Here is a 25153-nt window from a genome sequence, read left to right on the forward strand (position 1 = left end):
AAGGACACAGCATGAACATACGTTGCTTTACGGACTCGGACGCCCGGGAGGTCATCGCCCTCTGGGAGGAATGCGGACTCACCGTCCCCTGGAACGACCCGCAAAAAGACATTGAGCGCAAACTGGCCGTCAAGGCCGACCTGTTTCTCGTGGGCGAGCTGGAGGGCAATGTCGTGGCCTCGGCCATGGGCGGGTACGACGGCCACCGCGGCTCCGTCAACTACCTGGCCGTGTTGCCCCGCCATCAGAAAAAAGGGTTCGGGGTGGCGCTCCTCCGGGAAGTGGAATCGCGCCTTGTGGAATTGGGGTGCCCGAAGATCAACCTCATGGTCCGGGACACCAATGAGCCGGTGATCTCCTTTTACGAGGGCTGCGGCTACAAACAAGACCCGGTGGTCTGCATCGGCAAACGGCTGATACCTGACGGTGCCCCGCCAAAATAAGAAGGAGGTCCCATGGACCAGCGATTGAGCGTCGTGACACTGGGCGTTGCGAACCTGGACCGGTCCCAGCGGTTTTACGAAACAGGGCTGGGCTGGACCGTGGGGTCTACGGAGGAGCAGATCCGGTTTTTTCAGCTCAACGGGGTGATCTTTGCCCTCTACCCCTGGGAGGCCCTTGCCGAAGATGCCGGGCTTCCGGCCCGCGGCTCCGGATTTTCCGGCGTAACCCTTGCGTACTGCGCCCGCTCCCGGACCGAGGTGGAAGACATCCTGAAACGGGCTGAACAGGCAGGGGCACGCATCGTCAAGCCTGCCCAGGAGGTGTTCTGGGGCGGCTACTCAGGCTATTTTGCCGATCTGGACGGCCACCTCTGGGAGGTCGCCCACAACCCGTTCTGGCATCTGGACGCCAAGGGCAATGTCTCCCTTGAGGTCCCCGACGCCTGACCGTCACCAGGGCCAACGCATTTAGATATTTGCCTCCGGCGGCCCTGCCGGGGACCAACGTTTTGAAAAGTTCGACAAACAGGTTTCGTTTTTTTTGGTATACACATCAACCTTACGTAACCCCTCTTCTTTTCATGTTTCACCGGAACGTTTTTGCGGAGCTTTTTTCAAAAAGCGACCCGCCGGAGGCAACTGAATTGTTACACCCGAATATTTCACGAGTCGGGTGCACTCATGTGCAAGGCATCAGAGCTGCAGATGTAGTTTTTTACCTCAAAGCTCTGATAACGCAGCAGATGAGTGCACCCGGCTCGCCCGAAGGGTGAGAAAATCAAACAGCAAACGCTGATTTACATTTTGCACTTTCAAAACAGCCAGCATTTTCATTATAGCCTGCCGAAATTATATACTTTTCCTTTTGGCCAGTTGTTTTCTCATGAAATATCCGGGTACATGCGCTGGCCCTGTGATCGTTATCTTGACACCTCCCCTTTCCGGGTATACATATCGGACATTCGATACACCGGCCTGACGGCCGTAACGGTGCCAGGCACCGAAAGGAGTTTTTTTTATGTTCGGAACATTCCAAGAGCTTGTATCCCCCGTTGCCGCCCGGTAACGACTGGAACAGGACTCACATCGAAGGCCCGGTTTATCTTACCGTCCAGGCCGTCGACTCAACGCGGGTCACACCTGCCGCATCAAGGGCCCTCAAAGGCTCCGGCACCTTTTGACCCATTCCATGCGTTTGCGTAAGCCCCACCTTTCGTTGCACGCCATCACCAGATGTGTGCCCTCCGGACCGGCAACGGTATCCACCTGAAAATCAATGACATGACAACACAGGAAAGGCTTTCGACCCGTCATCCCAAGGATGGGGGTGTGCCCTTCCCCACCACGATTTTTATGTGCTGCACCGTCAAGCAGGTGCAGACCCTTTGGAGGGACAACCCTTGGATATCAACAACCACAAACAGACCGACATCAACCAAAGCCCCATAGAAAAAACCGCCAGGGTCACAGGCGTTCGGAAGAATTTTTTCCTTGTCAGCGACGGAGAGACCGAAGCGCTGACCACCGCCTCGGGCAAACTTTACAAACAAACCGATGAAAACGGGCTCTTTCCGGCCACCGGGGACTGGGTCCACCTCACCGACGGAAGGATCACCTCGGTGCTCCCCAGAAAAAACGCCCTTTCAAGGGGGGCTGCCGGGCGGCAGGGCAAAAAAGAGAACACCCCCGTCCGCACCCAGATCATTGCCGCCAACCTGGACTGGGTCTTTATCGTCTGCGGCCTGGACAGGGATTTTAACCTGCGCCGCATCGAACGCTACCTCACCCTCGTCTACAACTGCGGATGCACCCCGGTGATTATCTTAAGCAAGGCCGATCTCCACGACTCGCCCGAGCCCTTTGTTCTCGAGGTGGGGTCCGTGGCCTTCGGCGTTCCCGTGCACCCCGTCTCATCGGTTCACAAGGATGGCATCGCCGCCCTTGCCCCCTACCTGGGAAAAGGCCAGACCGTTGCCCTTCTGGGCTCTTCCGGGGCGGGCAAATCCACCCTGGTCAACTGCCTGGCGGGGGAAGAGATCCAAGCCACCCGGGAGGTGAGCAGCCATGTGGGCAAAGGGGTCCACACCACCACCACCCGGGACCTCATCCGCCTTCCCACAGGGGGCGCCCTCATCGACAACCCCGGCATTCGTGAAATCGCCTTCTGGGATGTGGACGACGGATCGGACAGCGCCTTTCCGGAGATCGAGGCCTGGGCCAACGAGTGCCGGTTCTCGGACTGCTCCCATTCGGGGGAACCCGGGTGCAGGGTACGGGAAGCCTGCCGGACCGGCGAACTGGACATCGAGCGGCTGGAGAGCTACCTCAAGCAGAAACGGGAGCTTGCCTACCTCTCCGACAGACAGACCAAAAGCGCGGACCGCATTGAAAAAGAGCGCTGGCAATGGGTGGCCCAGGAGATGAAGCAGATGAAAAAAAGGGGGCAGATCAAACGATGAGACGTGGTACCTAAATTCAGTTCAAAAGCGCCTCCGGCGGCCCTGCCGGGGGCCAAACATTTAATCCGCCTTCGCCCAAGGGCTACGGCCCGACAAGAAAGTTTGACAAACAGGTCTGACGAGCGACTTCGGCCGGCCTTAAGTTACCGACAAGTCGACTTTTCTAAACATAACGGACATACCTCGCCGTCTGCCCTTCAGCCCCAACCGGGCTAAGCGGCAGAAGGCGAGGCAACCTGCTTTGATCAGGCTGTCCATGGCCTTGTTCCCCGGGATTGGGCCATGGGCAATGCCCACCGGCTGTCGCTCCGCCCTGACACGTTCACCGTTTCTGCAGCACCCCAAGCACTTCCACGTGGGGGGTATGGGGAAAAAGGTCCAGGGGCTGGAGATCGGTGAGGGAGAACCCTTTTTTGCGGGCCTGGGCAACATCCCGGATAAAGTGGGGAAGATCGCATGAGATATAAAAAATCGTACGGATGGAAGGAAACATCCTGAGGAATCGGGGCAGGCCTGAAAATCCGGCCCGGGGAGGGTCCATCACCAGAATCTCAGGGGAAGGCATGACCGCGGCAAGATCGGCCCACGTGCGGGGTTTGAACAGGTCGGCAGCCACCACGGTAACACCGGGCAGGCCCCGTTCGGCAAGGGGCAAAACCGCGTTGCCAGCCACCTCCGAGACGCACACCTGAGAAAATCCCATGGCCGCGATCTCTTCGGTAAAATTCCCGGAGCCTGCAAACAGCTCCATGATGGCGACGCTCCGATCTTCGGCGTGGAGACGGTCTTTCAGCCACGCCTTCATGATCCGGTTCTGGGCCTCGTTGCCCTGCCTGAAGGGGCGCCTCCGGTTCAACGAAAGGGCGTCAAGGGTGGTATCGCTGTCGATGTCGAGATAGTTCCAGGCAAATCCCTCTCCGGGAAGCCAGGCATCGGCGGGAAGTTCGCCTTTCAGCTGATGGAACAGAGCCCGGGTGGGCCCGTCCAGCACCGGGCAATCGGACACGGGGACCAGGGTGCGGGTCACGGGTGAGACGTAACCGATTGTCCTCCCGTCGGTCTTGAACTGAGCACGGTTGCGGTACCCGAAGACCGCCCGGGATCCCATGACAGAGCGGATCGCCGTTGAAGTTGACGAAAACCCGGCCCGATCCAGCTGGTAACGGACCTGGCGCTCTTTCTCCCGGAGCTGGGCCTCGTAGGAGACGAACATCCAGGGGCAGCCCCCGCAAAGCCCCTTTTCGAACCCGTGGTGGGGACAGGCTGGGTCCAGCCGGTGGGGCGAGGGCCTCACAAGTTCCACAAGCCGGGCATGGCCGTAGCGTTTGTCACAATCCGTGATCTCAAACAGCCCCGCATCCCCCGGCCAGGTCCCGGGCACAAAAAACACGCCGCCCCCGGGGTGGTCGCAGACGCCAAACCCTTTGCTCCCCAGGGAACGTATCGTCCCTTCAAACCGTGACCCCACGACACCGCTCATATCACAGCCCCTCTGCCCTGCCCCCCTCGCCTTTCCCCCTTAGCTTTTCGCCTTAAAATATTCCTCAAGCCGATCCATGGCCCGCTCAATGTTCTCAAGGGAGTTGGCGTAGGAGAAGCGCAGGTAGCCCTCGGCGTTCTTGCCGAAATCGATGCCGGGAGTGACCCCCACGTGGGCTTTTTCCAGGATGTCGAAGGCGAGCTTGTACGAGTCCATGGAGATGTGCTTGGCGTTGGCAAAAACGTAGAAGGCGCCGGTGGGGGGGACGGTGATCCCCAGGCCCATGGCCCGGAGGCGTTCGATCATGTAGAGGCGCCGTTTGTTGTAGATCTCCTTCATGCGCTGGGTGTCGGCCTTGGCCTCTTTCAGGGCGGCAATGCCTGCCACCTGGGCCGAAGCGTTCACCGAGATGAAAAAATTCTGCTGGATCTTCTGCAAGGGGCGCATAAAGGCTTCCGGAGCGATGACGTAGCCCAGGCGCATGCCGGTCATGGCGTAGAGCTTGGAAAACCCGTTGAGGACAAAGGCGTTGTCCGTGAACTCCAGCATGGTGTGCTCTTCCCCTTCGTACACCAGGCCGTGGTAGATCTCATCGGAGACAATGGCCGGGCCGAGCTTTGCGATGCGTTCCATGCGGTCCGTGGAGAGAAGGTTGCCCGTGGGGTTGGACGGGGAGTTCAGAAAAATCGCCTTGGTGCGGTCCGTCATCCGCTTTTCGATCTCGGCCACCCGAAGCTCGAACCCGTCTGCTTCGGTGACGGGAACAGCCACGGGCACGCCCCCGACAAACTTGATGAAGTTGGGGTAGCAGGCGTAACCGGGATCCGACAGGATCACCTCATCGCCCGCCTCCAGCATGGCTGAAAAAACGGAAAAAATGGCCGGGGAGGTCCCCTGGGTCACCATCACACGGTGGGGGGACACGCTCACCCCGTAGGTCTCGTCGTAGTACTCGCAGATGGCTTCCCGGAGCTCCATCATCCCCAGGCTGTGGGTGTAGTGGGTGTGTCCCTCGTTGATGGCTTTGCAGGCCGCGGCCTTCACGCAGTCCGGGGTGTCGAAGTCGGGCTCGCCCACCTCCAGGTGAATGACATCCACGCCGTCGCGCTCCATCTCCTTGGCACGTTCCAGTACATCCATCACGATAAACGAGGTCATCTCCTCGGCTCTTCTGGCGATCATCACTCCTCCTGCTCAGCTGCGTCATCTCGGGTCAAAGGGCGGTCGCCCCACACGGTTCTAAACCCTTATTTGTAGCATATCCGGGCCTCTGGTTCTACGATTATGGATGGACGACGGCCTGGGTTTTGGCCTCCGGCGGCCCTGCCGGGGGCCAAACTTTTGAAAAGTTTGACAAACAGGTTACATTTTCTTGGACGCGTCGCAGCCAGCCATAGCCCCTCTCATTTTTGCGGAGCTTTTTTCAAAAAGCGCCCCGCCGGAGGCAACGGAATTGTTAAATGCGTTGGCCCTGTGAAACGCCCCGGGCCCACATGCTTTTTGTCTTCGGTTGTGATATATACAGTGACTTTGCACAAACACATGATTGTGGACTGAAAAGGGTGAGGATTTCATGGAAGAAAAAGGGTTTCCCGCATTCGGGACCGGGTGTGCGTCGCTTCTCAGCAGGCACCTGACCCGCCGTGTGTGGGAGGAGTTGAAGGATCTGGAGACAGGGTCGGGCTACACCGCCGCCGACCTCATCCGCTCCGGCGTGGAACAGCAGGAGAGCTCCGTGGGTGTCTACGCAGGGGACGCGGAGTCCTACGACCTGTTTTCCCCGTTGCTCACCCCGGTTGTCCGGGAGTACCACGGCAATGCAGGCCCTCATCCCGCCCCGGACTACTCCCTGGCCCATCTGCCCGAACTCAGCGTTTCGGCCGCCAGGAAAATCATCTCCACCCGGGTGCGGGTGGGGCGGAACCTTGCGGGCTTTCCCCTGGGGCCTGCCATATCCCCCGGCCAGCGCCGTGAGGTAGAAGAGAGGATCAAGGCCGCCCTGACCCGGCTCCCCGAGCACCTCCAGGGCACCTACCATCCCCTGCCGGAGATGGACCCGGCCCTTCGCGACGACCTCATCGAGCGCCACCTCCTCTTCAAGAACGAGGACCGCTTTCTCCTGTCGGCGGGCCTTATGCGGGACTGGCCCGAGGCACGGGGGCTTTTTCTCTCCCACGACGAAGCCTTCAGCGTCTGGGTCAACGAAGAGGACCAGCTCAGGATCATCTCGCTTCAGAAGGGGGGTGACGTCACGGAGGTGTTCAAGCGCCTGGCCGACGGTGTGGCCGCCCTCTCCTCCCATCTGGACTTCTTGACCCACCCGCGCCTGGGCTCCCTCACCAGCTGCCCCACCAACCTGGGCACGGCCATGCGTGCCAGCGTGCACATGAAGCTCAAGGGGCTGGCCGAAGACGAAGAAGCCCTTCACAAGACAGCCAACGCCTTAGGGCTCCAGGTCCGGGGAATCCACGGGGAGCACTCCGAAGGCCGCGGGGGGATCTACGACATCAGCAACCGCATGCGCCTGGGCGTTACCGAGGCTGCGGCCCTGGGCCACCTCATCGACGGCATTGCCCGGCTTGCCCTGCTGGACGACGAGGCCTCCGCTTCATGAACCCCAAGGATCGAAAAATATTCATCACCCTCTTCATGTCCATCTTCTCGGCAGTGACCGGGGTGGGCATCGTCATCCCGCTGCTCCCGGTCTATGCCCACGAGCTGGGGGCCAGCGGCCTTTACATCAGCATGATCTTCGGGGCGTTTTCCATCTCCCGCACCCTGGTCCTCCCCTGGTTCGGCAAGACCTCGGACCGCATCGGAAGAAAGCCCTTTATCCTTCCGGGCCTCCTCTTTTACGCCCTGGTCTCTTTGGGTTTCATGATCTCAAGCTCCGTGGGCTCCCTCATCGGGCTCCGGTTTCTCCAGGGCATTGCCTCGGGCATGATCATGCCCGTGTCCCAGGCCTATGTGGGGGACATCACCCCCAAGGGAAAAGAGGGTTTTTACATGGGGCTCTTCAGCATGGCCATGTTCCTGAGCCTGAGCATGGGCCCCCTCATGGGGGGCTTTATCAACCGACTCTACGGCCTTGACGCGGCCTTTCTCGGCATGGGGATCCTTGCCGTAGCCGCCTTTGTCATGGCCCTGGTCTTCCTTCCCCCGGTGGCAGAAGAGCGATGCACCGCCACCCGCAACGAATCCATCGCCGTCATGGGCCTTTTGAAAGACCGCCTCATCCTGGCCCTGGTCTCCTTCCGGCTGGTCTACACCACCTGCGTGGGGATGATCTGGTGCTTTCTCCCCCTGTACGTGGACGTCACCTTTGGCCTTGGAAGCGCGGAAACCGGAATCCTCGTCATGATGATGGTCCTGGCTGGAGGCCTGCTCCACATCCCCATGGGCCTGGTGGCGGACCGCATGAACCGGAAACTCCTGGTGGGCGCAGGCGGCCTGTTCATCGTGGGCTCCATGGTGCTCTGCCACCAGGCCACGGGATTCTACAGCCTTTTAGGGGCCGTAATTGTCTTCGGTATCGGCGGGGGCACCTCCCTTCCTGCCCTCTCGGCCCTGGCCGTGGAACGGGGCCGGGAGGTCAAGGGCATCGGGTCGGTCATGAGCCTTCTCACCATGGCCCACAGCCTGGGCATGCTCCTGGGCTCCCTCATCGCCGGGGTCACCATGGACCTGCTGGAACTTCGCCTTGCCTTTCCCATAGGCGCCCTCATCATGGCCGCGGGCCTCATTCACTTCACCTGGCTGAGCTTTTCCCGCGAATAAACGGCTCCTTGCCCTCTGTTGCCTCCGGCGGGTCGCTTTTTGAAAAAAGCTCCGCAAAAACGTTCCGGTAAAACATAAAAATAAAGCCTGTTTGTCAAACTTTTCAAAAGCTTGCCCCCCGGCAGGGCCGCCGAAGGCAAAATCTAAATGCGTTTGACCTGGTTCCCTGCCACTGTGGAGTTGCGAAGCAGACCCGACTCAGGTATAAATAGAAGTATATCAATCCTTTTTCCCACATCCTTTTGAGACATCGCCACACCGTCTCCCCCTTACGAATCCATACAGATGAGGCCATGCCATGCCCATGTCGTCGCCGTATTGTCACTGGATCATCCCGCGAGGCGTTCGTTTCGCCGTGCTCTTCGCGGCCCTGCTTGCCCTCCTGGCTGCGTGCAGCTCCGAGCCCGAGGGCCCTGCCCTCACCCTGCCCCCCCTGCCCTGGCCCTCAGACGCCCTTGAGCCGCTCATCTCCCAGCGCACCATCAAGCTGCATCACGGCAAACACCACGCCGCCTACGTGGACAAGGCCAACACGCTCATCGCCAACAGCCGGTACGAAGGCAAACCCGTTGAGGAGATCCTTGCGGCGACCCGGGGGAAAAAGAGGCACACGGCCCTGTTCAACAACACGGCCCAGGCCTGGAACCACGCCTTTTTCTGGACATGCCTCACCCCGGAAGGCAACGCAAAGCCCGAAGGCGCACTGGCCGAGGCCATCAACACGGAATTCGGGGGCTGGAATGCCTTTCGGAGTGCATTTATTGAGGCGTCCCTCTCCCATTTCGGCAGCGGCTGGGTATGGCTGGTCAGGGACAAGGGTGCCCTTCGCATCCTCACCACGGCCAATGCGGACACCCCCGTTGCCCAAGGTCTCACGCCTCTTTTTACCATTGATCTGTGGGAACACGCCTACTACCTCGATGTGCAGAACAGGCGAAAGGCATACGTGGAAGGTGTTTTTGACGGTTTGGCAAACTGGAAGGCAGCAGAAAAGCGATACAACGCCGGCAAGCCATAGCCCGGCCATGTCATGAAACAACAACCGGACCGATCCCTCACCCGGGAGGCACCCCATGACAGACCCTTTGGTATGGACCGAAGCGATCTCGGTAAACATCCCGGATATCGACAGCCAGCACAAGGCCCTGTTCGGCATCATCAACGACCTCATCGCCATCCATGAAAGGGGCGGGGACCCCAATGAGGTCCTCACACAGATCGGGCGCCTCATGGACTACTCCGACCGCCACTTCCTCACCGAAGAGAACCTCATGGCCAAACACAACTTTCCCGGGTTTACGGAGCACAACAGGGCACACATGGCCTACATGGAGCAGGTGGACCTGTTCATCAACGAGTACAGGGCCGACACACAGGGCCTGCTTCACGACATGCTGGAATTTCTCACCCACTGGTGGCGCGCCCATGTCTCGCACACGGACACCCTGTACGCCCACCACATCCACCCCAGCTGAAGGGGCCGCATGACAACACGTCAATACAGGAGAACATCATGGTATCCATGTTGAACTGGACCGACGACATGCTGGTCCACATTGACGAAATCGATGATCAGCACAGGAACCTGTTCCTGCTCATCAACCGCCTCATCATCCACAAGCGCAACCAGGGACGCCGCGAAGAGCTTCTGGACCTCATCCGGGTCCTCGTGGCCTTTGCCCAGACCCACTTCCGCACCGAAGACCACCACATGGCCGAAACCAGTTATCCCCTGGCCGTGGCCCACAGCAAAGAGCACTCGAAATTTACAGAACGGATCAAAGAGTTTGCCTCGGATTATGAAAAGGGTGTCGAAGACCTCTCGGACAAGATGCTCTCCTTTCTGAGATTCTGGTGGACCACCCACGTGGCCGACTCCGACAAGAAATTCGCCGCCTACCTCAGAAACGAGGGGTACATCCCCTGACGCCTTACTCCCCCCGGAAAAACCGCGCCCGGTCGGCCCCCACTGCCAGGTGGCCTTTTTTGCCTGCGGCCCACCGGGTCTCGGCCGGTTCAAACACCACCACCCTGTGGGCCCCTGCGGCTCCATGAACCAGGGACCATCCCCCGCAATACTCCACCCGCGTCACCTCAAAGGGAAGTCTCCCCGGAGCGGGCTCCCCGTGAAGCATCACATGATGGGGCCGAAAAAACAGCACCCCGTCCCCATCCTCCCCCTCTGCAGGAATTACCTTGATCCCTTCCTCGGTGACAAACCACCCTGCCTGAAGGCGCCCTTCAAGGGCATTGGAAAGCCCCAGGAACGTCCCGGTAAAAAGGTTCTCCGGGCTCTCGTACAGTGACCGGGGGCTGCCGGTCTGGAGAATCCGTCCCTGCTTCATAACGGCGATGCGGTCCGAAAGGGTCAGGGCCTCCTCCTGGTCGTGGGTCACGTAGAGCGTGGTGAGGGAAAGACGGTCGTGGACCTCCCTGATCTCCCGACGCAAATCGATGCGAAGTCTTGCGTCCAGGGCCGAAAGGGGCTCGTCCAGGAGCAGCACCGACGGGCTCGGGGCAATGGCCCGGGCCAGGGCCACCCGCTGCTGCTCCCCGCCGGAGAGGGTGGCGGGAAAGTCATCGGCCTTGTCCGTAAGGCGGACCAGGTCCAGGAGTTCCCTCACCCTGGATTTCCTGCCTGCCTTGTCCATGTGCCTCAGCTTCAGCCCGTAGGCCACGTTGTCGGCCACCCGCATGTGGGGAAACAGGGCGTAGTCCTGGAACACCATGCCGATGCCCCGCTTTTCAGGGGCCAGGCCGGAAATCTCGTCCCCGTTTAAGGCAATGCTTCCGCCGTCGGCGGGTTCCAGCCCCGCCACCATGCGCAGGAGGGTCGATTTTCCGCACCCGGACGGGCCGATCACCGACAGAAACTCCCCCCGGGCCACGGTGAGGTCCACGCGCAACTGAAAGTCGCCGTAGGTCCGAAACAGGTCAGTCACGTTCAGGGTCAAGGCTCTCTCCTCCCATCCATTCAAGCAGTAAAAAACAGCCCGCACACAACCCCATGAGAAGGGCTCCCAGGGCACAGGCGGCAAAATAACGATACGCCCCGATGAGTCGGTACAGGGCAAGGGGAATGGTCACGGTATCGGCCCGTGCCAGGATCAAGGTGGCGTTGATCTCTCCCATGGAGAGGGCAAAGGCAAAACAGGCCCCGCCCACCAGGCCGGACCGGATCAGGGGCAGCTCCACGGTCAAAAAGGTGCGAAAGGGCCCGGCACCCAGGGTACGGGCCGCCTGGGGCAGGGAGGGGCTGATGCGCTTGAGGGAGGCGGAGACGGAGCGAAGCACAAAGGGGTAGGTCACCACCACGTGGGCCGCCACCACCGCGACCCGGCTTCCGCTGTAATCGGGGAAAAAAAGGGCCAGGCACTTGAAATAGCCCAGGCCGAGGACCACGGAAGAAACCCCCATGGGAAGCATCATGGCCGTTTCCGTGAGCCGCCCCAAGGGGCCCTTGCTCCGGGTGGTGACCCAGGCCGCGGCAAGGCCCAGGGGCAAGGCGGCACAGACGGTGAGCCCTGCAAAGGTGAGGCTGTTTTTCACCGCCGCAAGGGAAAGGGACGGCCCGGTATCCGTAAAGAGCATCCCGTACCATTTCAGGGTCCACACCAAAGGACCTGAACGGGATGTCTGGGCCAGGAACGATCGGCCCACAAGGGCCAGAAGGGGCGAGGCCACCACCAGAACCACCATGAGGATGTAAAGGCCCCACACCAGGCGCATCGGTCCCGTCAGGCGCATGGTGCCGCGCCGGGCGGCCTGGCCCCTCACCACATGGCTTGCCCGGTGCTGCATCTTTACGGTGAGAAAAAGAAGGGCCAGGGTGAGCACGGCCCCCACCACGGCAAGGGCCGCAGCCATGTCCAGATCCAGGCTGATGCGGGCGGCGCGGTAGATCTCCACCTCAATGGTGGTGTACCGGGGCCCGCCCCCCAGCACCAGGACCACGGCAAAGCTCATGAAACAAAAGAGGTAAATGAGCCCGGCGGCGGAAAAGATGGCGGGCAGGAGCCCGGGCAGGGTCACGGTAATAAAGGTGCGAAATGGCCCGGCCCCCAAGGTGCGTGCCGCCAGGGCCGGCCCGTCGTTGTGCCGTTCCCAGAACGAGCCGATGAGCCGCGCGGCCAGGGGGAAATTGTAAAAGGCGTGGGCCAGGATGATGGCGGAAAAGGAGTAAAGAATGGGAAAGGGGGGCCGCTTCAGGTCCAGAACCCCCATGGCGAACCGGTTGAGCACCCCGCTGTTGCCGTAGAAGATCACAAAGGCCAGCACCACGAGAATGGAGGGCAGCACAAAGGGAATGGCGGTGAGGGCCTTGAGCAGCCGCTTGCCGCGAAAGGAGGCCCGGCCCAGCAGCCAGGCCCCGGGCAGCCCCAGGATCAGGGAGACCACCGTACTCACCAGGGCCTGCCACAGGGTAAACCCGATGACCCGGAAGGTGTAGGGGCTTGAAAAAAGGCGCACAAAGGGCGAGGTTCCCGCCCCCCCGTCAAGGGCCTCCATCAGGATCACCGACAGGGGGAAGTAAAAAAGAATCAGGGTGGGAACGAGGGGCACGAGCCAGAGAAGCCGCGCCCCCCACCCCCTGTGCGGTGACAGGATCATTTCGAGACGGTATCCACCCAGGTAGAGATCCAGGATTCGTTTTTGGTCATGATCTCAACAGGCGAAAGCTGGAGGTTTTTCCCGGGCTTCACCGCGTGGGAAAAGCTCTCGGGAAGGGGGGTGGCGCTGTTGGCCGGGAACATGATGTTGGTTAAGGGAATCTCCTTCTGGAAGGTCTCGGAGAGCATGAAGTCGATGAAGGCCTCGGCGGCCTTGCGATGGGGTGCCCCCTTGAGGATCCCTGCCCCTTCGATCTGCATGTAGTGCCCCTCTTCAAAGGCCGCGGCCTTGTAGCGGTCACTCTTTTCAAAGGCCACATGGTAGACGGGGCTGCTGCTGTAGCTCAGCACCACCGGGGCTTCGCCGTTGGTAAAGAGACCGTAGCCGGAGCTCCAGCTGTCGGTGATGGTGAGGATGCTGGGGGTCAGGCGCTTCCAGTAATCGGCAAAATTGTCGCCGTAGGCCGACACGGTCCAGAGCAGAAAACCGAGGCCGGGGCCGGAGGTGCGGGGGTCCATGAGGATGACAGACTTCTTGAAACGCTCGGAGGTCAGGTCTTCCAGGCTTTTGGGAGGGTTCTTGACCACCTCGCTGTCATAGATCAGGGCAAAGTAGCCGTAATCAAAGGGCGTCACCTGGAACTCGGGGTCAAACCGAAGGGCCTCGGGCACCTGATCGATCCCCTTGGAGCGGTAGGGGGAGAGCACATCGGCTTTCCTGGCCTTGGCCAGCAGGTTGTTGTCAATGCCGATGACCACGTCGGCCCTGGGGTGATCCTTCTCCAGCATGGCGCGCTGGAGCACCTGGCCGGAGCTGCCCACGGAGATCAGCTCCACCTTGATCCCGGTCATCTTCTCAAAGGAGGGAATCACCTTGGGGGCCAGGCCCCACTCCGAGGCAAAGGAGTCGTAGGTGTAAATCACCAGTGTGTCGTCATTTTTTTCATCCGCGGCATAGGCGGGCAGTGCGGAAAGGCACAGGCACAGCACGGCCAGCATCACTCGTTTCATCATGGGTACCCCTCGTTTTCTCTTTGAATTCAAAAAGGTTTGCAAAAACGTCTCTAAAACACCCTGCGGGCCATGGACGCCACGGCACGCTTCACGTTTATATTCGAGGCCTTTGTCCTGTCGGCCGGGATCTGCCGGTGGCTGGCTCTTAAGTAGTCGTTGACAGCGGCCCCTGTCAACGGCTTTCTGGTGAAATCCGTGCAGGTCCCGACGGGAAAGGGGCTGCCCCGGATTTCATTTTTCAGAGTCCCCTCCGCCAGGGAAGTATGGTATACATAAAGGATCTGATTCCCCCCGTGACATCACGTTTCCCCGCTCCATGGCACCCTTTTGCCGCACCGCCCTCCCGTTGTCCTGAAATGCCCTCGCCCCTTTGAAAGTCGTAACATCAAGGGACACAACCGTTATGACCCCTGCCCCCAGACATCGCCGGGGCCGCCCATGGCCCGGGACACGGCCTGCCGTTATGTGGGGCATGGTGCTCCTCCTGACCTGGCTGCCGTCTCCGGTGTTCTCCGTCCCCGGGCCGGAGCCGCCCCCCGCGCCTGTCAGGGTGCTTCTCCTCTTCTCCTACCACCAGAGCCTGGTGTGGGAAGAGGAGATCTACCATGCCGTCAAGGAGGGACTGCAGGACGCTCCCTACCCCGTGGACCTTCACGTGGAGCACATGGACACCAAAAGGACGCCCTATGACCCGTCCTACGAAGCCCAGCTCTCGGACCTGTTCCGACACAAGTTCTCCCGCCGCCCTCCGGACCTTGTCATCGCCTGCGACAACAACGCCTTTGAATTCATGCGCACCCGCCACAAGGTCCTTTTTCCCAAAACGCCGGTGGTCTTCTGCGGCGTCAACTTTTTCCACGACGAACAGATCGAGGCCCTGCCCCTCTTCACCGGGGTGGCCGAAGCCTTTGATGCCCCCCGGACCCTGGACATCGCCCTGGCCATTCACCCGGATGCCACCCACGTTTACGTCCTCAACGACCACCTGCCCACGGGGCTGGCCTGGACCCGAACCATACGGGAGCAGCTGCGACCCTATGAAGAGCGCCTTGCCATCACCTACCTTCCGGACCTGACCATGGAAAATCTGGAAAAGCGTCTGGCCACCTTGCCCGACACGGCCATCCTCCTTATGGGGGTCTATTTCCGGGACGCCGCCAACCGCTACTTCACCGAACAGGAGAGCATGGAGCGCATCTCACGGGCCTCGTCCGTCCCCGTTTACGGCCTGCTGGACCTCTACCTGGGCCACGGCCTGCTCGGGGGCAACCTCATCAACGGCGGCAGCCAGGGGCAGCAGGCGGTTGTCCTGGCCAAAAAGGTGTTGTCAGGGACGCCCCCCTTTGCCATCCCCGTGGTCAAGAGCGGAGCCAACCGCAACCTGTTCGACCACCGCCAGCTTGAACGATTCGGGATCTCCGAGCATCTCCTTCCCCGTGAAAGCACCCTGGTTCACCGCCCCTTCTCCTTTTACGCCACCTACAAGACCCTGGTGTGGCTGGTGGGCGCCTACACCCTGCTTATCTCCACGGGCATCTGCCTGCTCCTCGTCCACCTGTCGGGCCGCAGGAAGGTGGCCCGCACCCTGGAGCAATCCCGGACCCTTCTGGAGCAGAAGGTCCATGAACGAACCGCCCAGTTCAAACGGGCCAAGGAGGAGGCCGAGGCGGCCAACCGGGCCAAAAGCACCTTCCTTGCCCACATGAGCCACGAGCTGCGGACCCCCCTTAATGCCATCATCGGGTTTTCCGGCCTCATCAAACAGGAGAAGAACCTCCCGGGCCGTCACGTGGAGAGCCTGGAGATCATCCTGAAAAACGGCGAACATCTCCTGGACCTGATCAACGATGTGCTGGAATTCACAAAGATCGAATCAGGGGACATCTCCGTTGTCAGCGCCCCCTTCCACCTGCAAAACGGCCTGGCCTCCATCCTCCAGGTCGTGGCCCACCGGGCCAAAGAGAAAGAGATCGAATTTCACTGCACCTGGCAGGAGGGGCTCCCCGAGGTTATCGTGGGGGATCGGCTCCGTCTTCGCCAGGTGCTGATGAACCTTCTGGGCAACGCCCTAAAATTCACCAAGACAGGCTATATCCACCTGTATGTCAGCCACCGCCCGTGCCCTGGGGACAAGGACCTGACGGACCTCTTCTTTTACGTTGAGGACACGGGCCAGGGCATCCCGTCAGAAGACCTCGCCGACATCTTCGCCCCCTTTGCCCAGGGCAGGCGCATGCCCCACAACAAGCCGGGCAGCGGCCTCGGCCTCACCATCTGCCGCCAGCTGGCCCGCCTCATGGCCGGGGACATCACCGTCACCAGCACCCCGGGCAAAGGCTCCCTCTTCCGCTTGTCCCTGCGCACCCGAAAGGTGGCCCCCCCTTGTGCCCCGTCCAGGCAGCGGTCCGCCGACGGCAAGGAGATGCCAACGGAGACCCGGCGCATCCTGGTGGTGGACGACAACGCCGCCAACCGCCTCTTCCTGAAACGCCTTCTCGCCTCCGCAGGCTTTGAGGTCATCTGCGCCGTGGACGGCCAGGAGGCCGTTGACCGGTTCCAGGACATCCGGCCCCACCTGATCTTCATGGACCTGCGGATGCCGGTGATGGACGGCATAGAAGCCACCAAACTTATCAAGGCCACCCCCGAAGGGGCCGTCACTCCGGTCATCGCCCTGACGGCCTGCACCTTCGGCATGGACCGGCAAAAAGCCCTGGAGGCCGGATGCGATGACTTCCTGGGCAAGCCCTTTAAAAAGGCCGCCCTCTTTGACCTCATGGAGACCTACCTCTCCCCGCCCAAGACCGACTGCCCGGACGATCACTAAAAAACGCCCTGCTCGGTCCGGAAACCGGGGGCGTTTTTTGGGATAAAGCAGAGGTCAACTGAAGGACGGGTGCGGCCCATCCAGCAGGGAAAGCCCCAGAAATTCTGGGTATAGCGGGGCTCCCGGTTATTGAGATAGTGATTCACGGCCCGGGCCTGCCTGCGCACGGAGGCACAGGTGGTTATGCATCCGGGTCCCGGGCATCGAAAATGGTTGTGTCGTCATAAACCGGGACGATGACCTGACCGGGCTTGACCACAAGAAATCGCTCCCGGTCCCAGGGGCCGTTCAGGAGATCCGACAAAAGTCCTTTGTCTCCGGGGATCTCCTCATACTCCCAGCCCTGCCACTGGGCCGCCTCCTGTGTCTTTTGCCGGGCCTTTGCGCTGTCCCCCATGCCCAGGTCCACAAAGGCGGCCCGCCTGTAATGGGCCACGGATTGACGGTCCAGATCGGCGAGGAGCCTGGCCTTTTTCTCCCCGTATTTTTCGGTGTAGTCCCGGATGAGCCGGGCATGGCGCTCCGGCCCGCGCACCTCGCCTCCCTCCACACTCCCCGGCATGTACCAGTAGGTGTCGGGGTGCCGTGAAAAATGGCGACGGTACCGCTCCGCCGAGCCCAGGAAGAGGGTCACGCAGTCGTGGGCCCTGGCGACCACCAGGGGAAGCTCCCCGGCCCGGATCCCCTCCAGCCCCTTGCTGCAGAGACCGTAGCCCAGAAGGATCACATCCTGGGACGCGTCCACGCTGTCCACGGCCTCCTGAATGGATTCATGGAGCCGTTTCGGTGTGTCGTGGAGCCCCATGTCGATGAACGACAGGGTGGTGAGGTGCCGGCTCAAGGAGGCAAGGCGGGTTGCCTCCTCCTTCATCACGCTGCATCCGATAAACACCTGCCTGCGGGGTTCTGACGTCTCCATGCCGGGCCTCCTCGGGTTGACATGCTGGTTGCAATGATGCCTTCAGTCTGCCACCCCGCCCCCCCCACCGGCAACAAAAAAGGCGTGCCCTCACAAGGAAGGCACGCCTTAAAAAATCACAACACGGTCTGTGGGGCGTTTACTCGTCGGCAAGGGACGGGTGGTCGTCCAGAAACCGGTAGAGGGTTGCCCGGCCGACCCCCAGGATACGGGCCGCCTTGGCTTTGTTGCCGCCGGTTTTCACCAGGGCTTCCCGCACGGAGGCGTCCTCCAGCTTCCGGGTGGGGCCCCGTTTCACCGACTCTTCCTGCACCACGCCAAGCTCCATGGGCAGGTCCGAGGGCATGACGGTTTTTCCCTTGCACCGGACAATGGAGAACTGGACGGCGTTTTCAAGCTCACGGACGTTCCCGGGCCAGGTATACGCCACCATACGGCTCATGGCGTCCTTGGAAAAATCGGGGGACTTGCGGCCGTGGCGCATGGTGCACTTATCGAGGAAATGGTCCACGAGAAGGGGGATGTCGTTGCGCCGTTCGCGCAAGGGAGGCAGGATAATGGGAATGACGTTGAGGCGATAAAAAAGGTCTTCGCGGAACCTGCCTGCCTTCACCTCTTTTTTGAGGTCCTTGTTGGTGGCGCTGATGATGCGGACGTCGGAGGTCAGGGTCTTTTCGCCCCCCACCTTTTCAAAGGTCCCCTCCTGAAGAAAGCGCAGGAGTTTGACCTGCATCTCCAGGGAGAGCTCGGCCACCTCGTCCAAAAACACCGTGCCGCCCTCGGCCAGCTCAAAGCGTCCCTTCTTGTCCCGCACCGCCCCGGAGAACGCCCCTTTCACATGGCCGAAGAGCTCACTTTCGATGAGGTTCTCCGGAAGGGCACCGCAGTTGATGGGCACAAAGGGGCCGCCGCCCCGCTGGCTTTCGTTGTGGATGGCCGCGGCCACCAGCTCCTTGCCGGTGCCCGTCTCCCCGAAGAGATGAACGGGGAAATCGTACTCGGCCACGTCCCGCACCTGCTGAAACACATCAAGCATCTTGACGTCGCGCCCGATGATGTTGGAGAAGCTCACCATCTCGCCTGCCTTTCGGCGCAGTTCGAGAAGGTCGGTGAGATCCCGGAAGACGGCCAGCACACCGAAGGGCTGCTCTTCGTCGTCCTTCATCATGGAGACGGTCATCTCCACGGTGCGGGTCTCCCCGCTTCGGGTGACGATATTGGTCTGGTAGGAGGTGGTTTCGGCCAGGTCCACAGATTCGCCGCAAAAGGAGCACCGGGCACCGCACAGAGGCCCGCCCAGGGCATCGTGGCAATCCTTGCCGATGACGTTTTCCCGGGAGAATCCGGTGATGCGCTCGGCTTCACTGTTGAAGTAAAAGATCCTGCGCTGGAAATCATGTGCAACGATGCCGTCCTTGAGGTTATCGAGGATGCGCTCAAGGTTCTTGACGTTGCCGACTATGCTGTTCAATGACAATCCACTCATAATGAGCTTAGTTAGAATATTATGATAGGAAAGTCAATTGCCATCGCAAAGAGGGCACACCGTCTCACGCGGTCTGCCCCCTGCCGTCAGGAGCCCGGACGGGCTCAAGCCATGGTGACGGAATACCCCGCCGCGGTGATGGCCCGCCGGACCCTCTCCACGACCCCGTCGTCATCCACCTCAAAGGTGACGCATGCCCCTTCAAGGCTTACCATGACGTTGTCGGTGCCGGACACCGCCTCCACGGCCCGGGTCACCGCGCCGGCGCAGTGCATGCAGTTCATGCCGGCCACTTTCAATTCACGCCTCTCAGCCATCTTCTCCTCCTCAACCGGCAGCCCGTGAGCTTCCGACGGCGGTCAGGGACCTGTCGCGGAATCGCAGCACCACCTCATGAAAGTCAGCCTCGGTAAAAAGGCGGGAAAACCGCTCTCCGCCGGTGCTTCGGGCCTTGTAAAAGGCCACGCAGTACCGGACGATGTCAAAGGCGGCTTCTTCATCAAAGATCCCGGGCACCTCCATGGCAAGGCGTGGGTGGCGCCCCAATCGCCCGCCCAGAAGGACGCGATACCCCCTGCGGAGCCCCACCAGGGTCCCGGGTTTGCAGACCGCAACGCACCGGCCGCAGACCAGGCAGCGCTCCATGTCCAGCACAGGACCCGTATCCGACAGGGTAACGGCCTCCTCGGCGCAGGCGGTGACGCAGGCACCGCACTGGGTGCACGGGGTCTCCGAGGTCTCCGGCACCATGGCCCCGATGATGCAGATATCCCGAATCTGGGGCTGCGAACAGGCGTTGGGGCAGTCGGCAAAGGCCACGCGCAGCTCATGGTGAAACTTGAGCTTGCCTTTTACCCGCTCCCGGAGAAACCCGAGGATGTCTTCGTCCTCTAAATGCGCCTTCACCTTCTCCTGGAGCCCCCTGCTCCCGCAGGCCTGCCGGGGACAGCCCCCGTCGCCGAAACAGGCTTCCACCTGAAAGCCTGCCACTTCGTCCTCCATTTTGTTTAAAAACCGCGCCCGGGTCCGGTTGACCTCCTTCAGGGTCACCACGTCCACCCCGGCCTCTGCGGCCTCTTCTTCCACACGGGTTTTCACCCGTTTGCGGACAAAAAACGGAACCTTTTTGATCGCCGCCTCTGCTTCCTGGGTCCACTTCATGCTCAATCCATTTCCTTGGAACGGCCGCATCACAACGTGCCGATGGTTTTCGGTTTTTTCACCACGGTCAGCAGCATCTTAAACGGGGTCAGGGCCTCAAGGGCGTGGGGCACGTCTTTGGGCATGACCACCGATTCTCCGGGCCCAGCCTCCAGGACAGCACCGTCGATGTTGATCTTGACGCGCCCGTCCAGCACCTGCACCAGGGCATCCCCGGGGGCGGTATGGGCGCTGATCTCCTCGCCCTCGTCAAAGGCAAACAGGGTGATGACCACCCCGGGGGTGGTGGCCAGGGTCCGGCTCACCACCTGATTCGGCGCATAGGAGACCAGGTCTTTCATCACCACGGCACAGGACATCTCAATGTTCTTCATCAGCTCGTCGCTCATGGATTTCACTCCTTCGTATGTATAGATCAGGCAAACAGCCCGTTTGTCGTCCCCTTATGGGCCCCGATCAACTGGGCTTCGTCCTCGTGGACGGGTCGCCAGTGGACCGTATAGAGTCTCTCCTTGCCCACCATGGCCCCTTCGTTGAGGGTGGCCACATCCATGGCGGTCCCTTCCGGGTAATACTCCACCCAGAGCACCTTGTTCAACGTAAGCCCGAATTCCTGACAGATGGACTGGGCAAAATACTGAAAATGATTCCGCACGTTGAACCCTTTACCCGTATCGGCAAAAAGGCAGATCACGGGCTTGATATGAAACACCCCGTCCGGCGTGGTGTCGGACAGGTCGACAATTTTCACCCGGTAGGACCCGGGCCACCAGCTGACCGGCCGCTTTCCCGAGCTTGTCTTTCCCGACCAGGAGTAGATGCCGTCATATAAAATCATGGTTTTTTCCTGCATGGGTTGTGCCGCAGGGCCCGTTAAGGCCCCAATCGACGAATTCTGAACCTTGCGGCGGGGTGCCCGGGTGCCGGGCACCCCGCTTTGAACAACACTGTCTTCCGGGCACAAGGCGCCCTCCAGCGCCCCTGTGCCCGTGTTTTATCAGGCCAGCTCCCGGCGTGAAGCCATGTCCGTCAGGACGCGTTCCCGCGCCTTGTCAATGCCGAGTTCTTTACGTTTTTTGTCGATATGGGCCAGCATCATGGCGGCCATCTCATAGGGATCTTTGGTGACGCCCCACTTGCCCAGCCCCTGGTTTTCCAACCCCCCAAAAAGGAGGTCGTGGAATTTGGTATCCTTCACCGTGGGAAAGCCCACCCCGAAGACCGTGAACACACCCGAGGCCACAAAGTACTGGCCGATGGCAACGGCCTTCTCGCTCATCCACTCGGGCGCGGCTCCGGCCACGGGCAGATCCGCGATGGAGTCCCCCAGGCCACCCTGGTTCACCATGGCCGTGGCGGCGATGAGGATCCGGGTGTTGTCCACGCAGGACCCCAGGCCCAATACCGGCGGCATGCCCACGGCCTCGCACACCTCACGGAGCCCCGGCCCTGCAAGGACCGCTGCCTCGGGCACGGTGAGCCCGGCCTTGGCCAGGGCGATCTGGGAACAGCCGGTCTGGATCACCAGCACGTCGTTTTTGATGAGCTCCTTGACCAGCTCCACGTGGACCCAGTCCTGCTTCACCCGGGGATTCACGCAGCCCACGACCCCTGCCACCCCACGGATACGGCCGTTGATGATGTTGTCGTTCAAGGGGGCATAGCTGCTGCGGAAGCTGCCGCCCAGCATGTAGTTGATGTACTCGTGGGAAAAACCGTGGATCCCCTGGTTGACGATCTTGGGAATCTCCACGTCCACGCCCCGGTCGGCAAACCGGGCGATGGCCAGGGTGACGATCTCGTCGGTGCACTCCCTGGGGACATGCTCGTCGAACTCGATGTGACGGGCCCCTTCAATGTGGCAGCGGGGGTTGGTGGTAATGAGGTGGGTCTTGTAGCACTCGGCGGTTTTCACCAGGCCCTGCTGGATACACTGGATATCCACGGCCATGGCGTCCACGGCACCGGTCACAAGGACAGGCTCGGTGCTCATGAAGTTTCCGGCATGGGGCACGCCGTGGCGGGACATCATCTCCGCGCCGGAGCAGCACATGCCCACCAGGTTAATGCCCTTGGCCCCCTTTTCCCGGGCGATCTTCACCAGGGAGGGGTCGCTCACCGACACCAGCATGGACTCAAAAAGGTTGGGTTCGTGGCCGTGGACAATGACGTTGACGTGGTCCTCTTTAAGGACCCCGAAGTTCACGTCGGCCTGGACCGGAGAGGGGGTTCCGAACATGATGTCCCCAAGCTCCGTGGCCACCATGGAGCCGCCCCACCCGTCGGCTAGGGCCGCCTTGCTGATGGCCTTGGTGATGTTCTCGTAGTGCTGATCGCACCCCATATGGGTCCGGCTCATGATGCCCAGCACCTCGATCATGGCGCCCCGGGGGACGATATCGAGCTTGCGCCAGGTCTCCAGGGTCTTTTCGGGCACGCGCCTGGCAAAGGGGATCTCCCCTTCGGTCTGGGTATAGGTCTTCTCCAGCTCGTCGGCCAGGGCCAGGGCCTTCTCCTGAACGGTCATGCCGTCCACGTCCAGTTCCAGCTCCGCGCACAGGGCATCGAGTTTGTAGGGATCTTTGATGGTGTAATCGGTGATGGTGCCGTTGGCCACGCCCTTGAAGAGTTCCAGGACCGCCATGCCGTGGTCGTTATGGGCCGCAGAACCCGAGGCCACCATGCGGGCCAGGTTCCGGGACTGAATGGTATCGATGGTGGCGCCGCACACCCCCACCTTGCCGTAGGGGTCCCTGGCGTTGAGGCGGCAAGGCCCCATATAGCACATCTTGCAACAGGCCGACTCCGCCCCGATGGGGCAGGGTTTCATCTCAGCGGCCCGGTCAAAAGCCACCACCACGCCGTCTCTTCTCGCCTTCTCGAGCATGCGGCCGGTGGCCTCGCACTGGGTCACCTCGTTGATGGGAACGGCCTTCTTGACCTTCTTGTCCAATTTTTCCATAACTCACTCCCCTGGGCAGCCGGCCGATATCGAAGACGGGGATGGAACCTGGACCGGAGTGGCGCGGCCACCGGATCTTGGTGTTGAGCCTGCTTCTGCAGACCGATTGATTGGGAGGGACATGGAAATCAACAAGGGGAGGACTGAAAGGCTGTTTCGGTCTCACGCAGCCAGGCTCACCGACCGTCGGCGTCATCGCCGAACCGGCCGCAACCTCCGTATGTCCTCGTTCATCGTTTCCGAGTCCCTGACATCATGTCTCATTCGAAATACAAACCAGATCGAGCGGGAGAACAGGTGAGGCTCAAGGCCTCACCTGTGTCACCGATACGGAGATCTTACCGAAACAATTGCATGATTCGTGCCGATGGGGGTATATTTCACAATACCCCACCGGGATCATTTTCTCAACATGCGTTGCGGCATGGCAGCCCCTGCCTTTGGGACAAAAGGCTAAAAAAGGCCTATGCTTTGATGCGTCCGTCAAGGGCGACAACCACCACTTCCACGGGAACATCCACGCCTGCGAGCTCCATCCCCTTCTTGACGATGGTGGGGAGCCCCGAACAACAAGGAACTTCCATGATGAGCACGGTGACGCTCTTGATGCCGGCAACGGAAAAAATGTCCCGGAACTTTTCGATGTAGCTCTGGGCGTCGTCGAACTTGGGGCAGCCCAGCATCACCTTGCGACCCTTGAGATAGGTGGTGTGAAGGTCAGGGTACGAGACGGGAACGCAGTCGGCGGTCACCAGAATGTCCGCCCCTTTGAGGAAGGGTGCCGTGGGGGGAATGAGACGAATCTGTACCGGCCAGTGAGACAATGCCGAGACACCGGACACCTGATCCTTGGGCACATTGGCCTTCTGGCAGGCCGAGGGGCCCGAAAAGTCCATGAGGGCCGCAGACGGGCATCCGCCGGGTCGTGGCGCGGGCTGGGCAGCCCCTTTGTCCGCGGTCTCTTTTGCGGCCAGGTGGGCGTGCACCGCCTCCTCGTCAAAGGCATCGGCCTCGCGGGTGACAATGTGCAGGGCGTCTTCGGGGCACTCCCCGATGCAGGCCCCCAGGCCGTCGCAGAGCAGGTCCTTGATCACCTTGGCCTTGCCGTCGATGATCTCAATGGCCCCTTCGGCACAGGCCGGAACGCAGAGCCCGCATCCGGTGCATTTTTCTTCGTCGATTTCGATGATGTTTCGCATGATTTTCATGGTCATTCCCCTTTGTATCGTTACGCCGCTGACGGCGATGTTATCTTAAGCGTGGTGGTTCTTACGGCCGCACAAGGACCCTGCGGGCCTCGTCCACGGCCCCGGCCGTCTTCAGACGGCGAGCCAGTCCCTCTTCAAAGGCCGCCTCATCCAGGGGGGATCCCCCGCACCGGTCCTCTTCATCGGCGATGCGGCGGGCATCCTCAAGGATCATCCGGTTCGCATCTGCCTTGTGGTCAGGGGTATCCCCTTCCAAAAGGGCTGTCACCTCGGTGATGAGCCCCTCCGGTGCGGTGATGGCCCCGAGCACCTCCCGGGCCTCTTCCCGGGAAAGCGCGGCCAGGTAGGCCCCGCAGAGCAAGACCGCAAGATCGGCCCCGGCCTCGCGGGTGGCGATCTGCTCGGCATGGGCGGCGAGTCGTGCGGCCCTGCCGATCCTGGCAAAATCCTTTCCACACCGTTTTTTCACTTCAACGGCCACCCGGTCTTTGATCAGGTTCCGTTTTTCCGCCAGCAGCTCCGGGGGTAACGAGCCCAGGCAGGCGTCGGCGAACTGACAATAGGAGGCGCAGCCAAAGTCGAGCTTCGGATTGGCCAGCCGCTTGCCGCACCCCTTGCAGGTGCGCATGGTGTCGTCCTTGAAGAACTCCACCGTGGTCCCGCACTCGGGACAGTCGGCCTCAAAGATGGCACCGTATCCCCAGTACTGGGTATCCTGACCCGGACATTTCATGGCACACCCCCTTTGATTCGGGTGGTTTCCCGCCCGGCAGTGATCTCAAACAAGGCGCCCCGCCCCCTCATCCG

Annotated in this window: 23 protein-coding genes; 9 read left to right on the forward strand and 14 right to left on the reverse strand. The window is 61.1% G+C overall.

What is annotated here, in order from left to right:
- Nucleotides 1-11: 11 nt before the first annotated feature.
- The 3 genes from MSL71_RS02135 (at nt 12) to rsgA (ending at nt 2902) form a co-directional block, all read left to right on the forward strand.
- Complete coding sequence (locus MSL71_RS02135; protein ID WP_180137019.1) at nt 12-443, forward strand: GNAT family acetyltransferase; 432 nt, start codon at nt 12-14, stop codon at nt 441-443.
- A 12-nt stretch (nt 444-455) separates the two neighbouring features.
- Nucleotides 456-890: a VOC family protein gene (locus MSL71_RS02140; RefSeq protein WP_180137020.1), complete on the forward strand. Its 435-nt coding sequence runs from the start codon at nt 456-458 to the stop codon at nt 888-890.
- Between the two features lie 953 nt (nt 891-1843).
- Nucleotides 1844-2902 carry a ribosome small subunit-dependent GTPase A gene (rsgA, locus tag MSL71_RS02145; RefSeq protein ID WP_246317691.1) on the forward strand — a complete coding sequence of 353 codons (1059 nt, stop codon included), beginning with the start codon at nt 1844-1846 and terminating at the stop codon, nt 2900-2902.
- Between the two features lie 322 nt (nt 2903-3224).
- Here rsgA and MSL71_RS02150 read toward each other — a convergent pair whose 3' ends face one another.
- Complete coding sequence (locus tag MSL71_RS02150) at nt 3225-4382, reverse strand: class I SAM-dependent RNA methyltransferase (protein ID WP_180137022.1); 1158 nt, start codon at nt 4380-4382, stop codon at nt 3225-3227.
- Nucleotides 4383-4421: 39 nt separating this feature from the next.
- Nucleotides 4422-5564, reverse strand: a complete 1143-nt coding sequence (locus MSL71_RS02155) for a pyridoxal phosphate-dependent aminotransferase (RefSeq protein WP_180137023.1) — start codon at nt 5562-5564, stop codon at nt 4422-4424.
- Between the two features lie 391 nt (nt 5565-5955).
- Here MSL71_RS02155 and MSL71_RS02160 point away from each other — a divergent pair, with 391 nt between their 5' ends.
- The 5 genes from MSL71_RS02160 (at nt 5956) to MSL71_RS02180 (ending at nt 10086) form a co-directional block, all read left to right on the forward strand.
- Nucleotides 5956-6996, forward strand: a complete 1041-nt coding sequence (locus MSL71_RS02160) for a phosphagen kinase (RefSeq protein WP_180137024.1) — start codon at nt 5956-5958, stop codon at nt 6994-6996.
- Complete coding sequence (locus MSL71_RS02165; protein ID WP_180137025.1) at nt 6993-8159, forward strand: MFS transporter; 1167 nt, start codon at nt 6993-6995, stop codon at nt 8157-8159. Before MSL71_RS02160 ends, MSL71_RS02165 begins: the two co-directional genes overlap by 4 nt.
- Before the next feature lie 298 nt (nt 8160-8457).
- Nucleotides 8458-9177, forward strand: coding sequence for a superoxide dismutase (locus MSL71_RS02170; RefSeq protein ID WP_246317692.1), 720 nt, complete (start codon nt 8458-8460; stop codon nt 9175-9177).
- Between the two features lie 55 nt (nt 9178-9232).
- Entirely contained in the window at nt 9233-9634 is a 402-nt protein-coding gene (locus MSL71_RS02175) for a bacteriohemerythrin (protein ID WP_180137026.1), read from the forward strand.
- A gap of 38 nt (nt 9635-9672) precedes the next feature.
- Entirely contained in the window at nt 9673-10086 is a 414-nt protein-coding gene (locus tag MSL71_RS02180; protein ID WP_180137027.1) for a bacteriohemerythrin, read from the forward strand.
- A gap of 4 nt (nt 10087-10090) precedes the next feature.
- On the opposite strand, the gene MSL71_RS02185 is transcribed toward MSL71_RS02180, so the two are convergent.
- From MSL71_RS02185 to MSL71_RS02195, 3 genes are read right to left on the reverse strand one after another with little or no spacing between them, the layout of a single operon-like run.
- Complete coding sequence (locus tag MSL71_RS02185; protein ID WP_180137028.1) at nt 10091-11113, reverse strand: ABC transporter ATP-binding protein; 1023 nt, start codon at nt 11111-11113, stop codon at nt 10091-10093.
- Entirely contained in the window at nt 11094-12770 is a 1677-nt protein-coding gene (locus MSL71_RS02190; RefSeq protein ID WP_180137029.1) for an ABC transporter permease, read from the reverse strand. Before MSL71_RS02190 ends, MSL71_RS02185 begins: the two co-directional genes overlap by 20 nt.
- The gene (locus MSL71_RS02195) at nt 12767-13783 is read right to left on the reverse strand and encodes a thiamine ABC transporter substrate-binding protein (protein ID WP_218950926.1); all 1017 of its coding nucleotides are present in this window, start codon (nt 13781-13783) and stop codon (nt 12767-12769) included. Before MSL71_RS02195 ends, MSL71_RS02190 begins: the two co-directional genes overlap by 4 nt.
- 463 nt (nt 13784-14246) lie before the next feature.
- Between MSL71_RS02195 and MSL71_RS02200 the strand changes: the two genes are divergently transcribed.
- Complete coding sequence (locus tag MSL71_RS02200; RefSeq protein ID WP_180137030.1) at nt 14247-16610, forward strand: ATP-binding protein; 2364 nt, start codon at nt 14247-14249, stop codon at nt 16608-16610.
- A 181-nt stretch (nt 16611-16791) separates the two neighbouring features.
- Here MSL71_RS02200 and MSL71_RS02205 read toward each other — a convergent pair whose 3' ends face one another.
- The 9 genes from MSL71_RS02205 to MSL71_RS02245 form a co-directional block, all read right to left on the reverse strand.
- Nucleotides 16792-17529 carry a DUF1638 domain-containing protein gene (locus MSL71_RS02205; RefSeq protein WP_180137031.1) on the reverse strand — a complete coding sequence of 246 codons (738 nt, stop codon included), beginning with the start codon at nt 17527-17529 and terminating at the stop codon, nt 16792-16794.
- Nucleotides 17530-17668: 139 nt separating this feature from the next.
- Complete coding sequence (locus MSL71_RS02210; protein ID WP_246317693.1) at nt 17669-19000, reverse strand: sigma-54 interaction domain-containing protein; 1332 nt, start codon at nt 18998-19000, stop codon at nt 17669-17671.
- Nucleotides 19001-19119: 119 nt separating this feature from the next.
- Nucleotides 19120-19332 (reverse strand): heavy-metal-associated domain-containing protein, encoded by a 213-nt coding sequence (locus MSL71_RS02215; protein WP_180137033.1) that lies wholly within the window; start codon nt 19330-19332, stop codon nt 19120-19122.
- A 10-nt stretch (nt 19333-19342) separates the two neighbouring features.
- A complete protein-coding gene (locus MSL71_RS02220; RefSeq protein WP_180137034.1) occupies nt 19343-20176 on the reverse strand; it encodes a 4Fe-4S dicluster domain-containing protein in 834 nt (277 codons plus the stop codon).
- 29 nt (nt 20177-20205) lie between these two features.
- The gene (locus tag MSL71_RS02225) at nt 20206-20565 is read right to left on the reverse strand and encodes a cupin domain-containing protein (RefSeq protein WP_180137035.1); all 360 of its coding nucleotides are present in this window, start codon (nt 20563-20565) and stop codon (nt 20206-20208) included.
- A gap of 26 nt (nt 20566-20591) precedes the next feature.
- Complete coding sequence (locus MSL71_RS02230) at nt 20592-21014, reverse strand: hypothetical protein (RefSeq protein WP_180137036.1); 423 nt, start codon at nt 21012-21014, stop codon at nt 20592-20594.
- Between the two features lie 159 nt (nt 21015-21173).
- Nucleotides 21174-23138, reverse strand: coding sequence for an anaerobic carbon-monoxide dehydrogenase catalytic subunit (gene cooS, locus MSL71_RS02235; protein WP_180137037.1), 1965 nt, complete (start codon nt 23136-23138; stop codon nt 21174-21176).
- Between the two features lie 464 nt (nt 23139-23602).
- Nucleotides 23603-24346: an ATP-binding protein gene (locus tag MSL71_RS02240; RefSeq protein ID WP_180137038.1), complete on the reverse strand. Its 744-nt coding sequence runs from the start codon at nt 24344-24346 to the stop codon at nt 23603-23605.
- 61 nt (nt 24347-24407) lie between these two features.
- Nucleotides 24408-25079, reverse strand: a complete 672-nt coding sequence (locus MSL71_RS02245; protein WP_180137039.1) for a phosphohydrolase — start codon at nt 25077-25079, stop codon at nt 24408-24410.
- Between the last annotated feature and the right edge of the window lie 74 nt (nt 25080-25153).

Source organism: Desulfoluna butyratoxydans, from assembly GCF_900699765.1.
GTDB classification, from domain to species: domain Bacteria; phylum Desulfobacterota; class Desulfobacteria; order Desulfobacterales; family Desulfolunaceae; genus Desulfoluna; species Desulfoluna butyratoxydans.